The 576-nt window shown below is 72.2% G+C and carries 1 protein-coding gene; it reads left to right on the forward strand.

The features are described 5' to 3' along the window. On the forward strand, nucleotides 1-576 hold a 576-nt coding region (locus AB1460_RS38515), incomplete at both ends, for an IS110 family transposase (protein ID WP_368967490.1).

Here is a 576-nt window from a genome sequence, read left to right on the forward strand (position 1 = left end):
CCAAGGACGCCCGGGTGATCGCCGAGACCGCCCGGATGCGGAACGATCTGACGCCCGTCACCGCCACCGACGATCTTGTCGTCGAGCTGACCCGGCTGACCGCGCACCGCGAGGACCTGATGGCCGACTGGGTGCGCGGCGTCAACCGGCTCCGTGACCTGCTGACCAGCATCTTTCCCTCGCTGGAACGCGCCTTCGACTACTCGACCCGGTCCGCGCTGGTCCTGCTCACCGGTTTCCAGACCCCGCAGGCGATCCGCGCGGCCGGCGAGGACGGCGTCGCGGCTTTCCTGCGCGAGCACGGCGCCTGGCCCAAGGGCATCCCCGCCATGGCGACCTCGGCGCTGGCTGCCGCCGAGGCGCAGACGGTGCGGCTGCCGGGCGAGGCCACCACCGCCGCGCTCATCGCCCGGCAGGCCGGCCACCTCCTGGACCTCGACCGGCAGGTCAAGGACACCGACAAGCTGATCACCAGCCGGTTCCGGACCCATCCCCAGGCGGAGATCATCGAATCGCTGCCCGGGCTCGGGCCGATCCTCGGCGCCGAGTTCGTCGTGGCCACCGGTGGCACCCTGG

This window comes from Parafrankia sp. FMc2, assembly GCF_041008525.1.
In the GTDB taxonomy this organism is placed as follows: Bacteria; Actinomycetota; Actinomycetes; order Frankiales; family Frankiaceae; genus Parafrankia.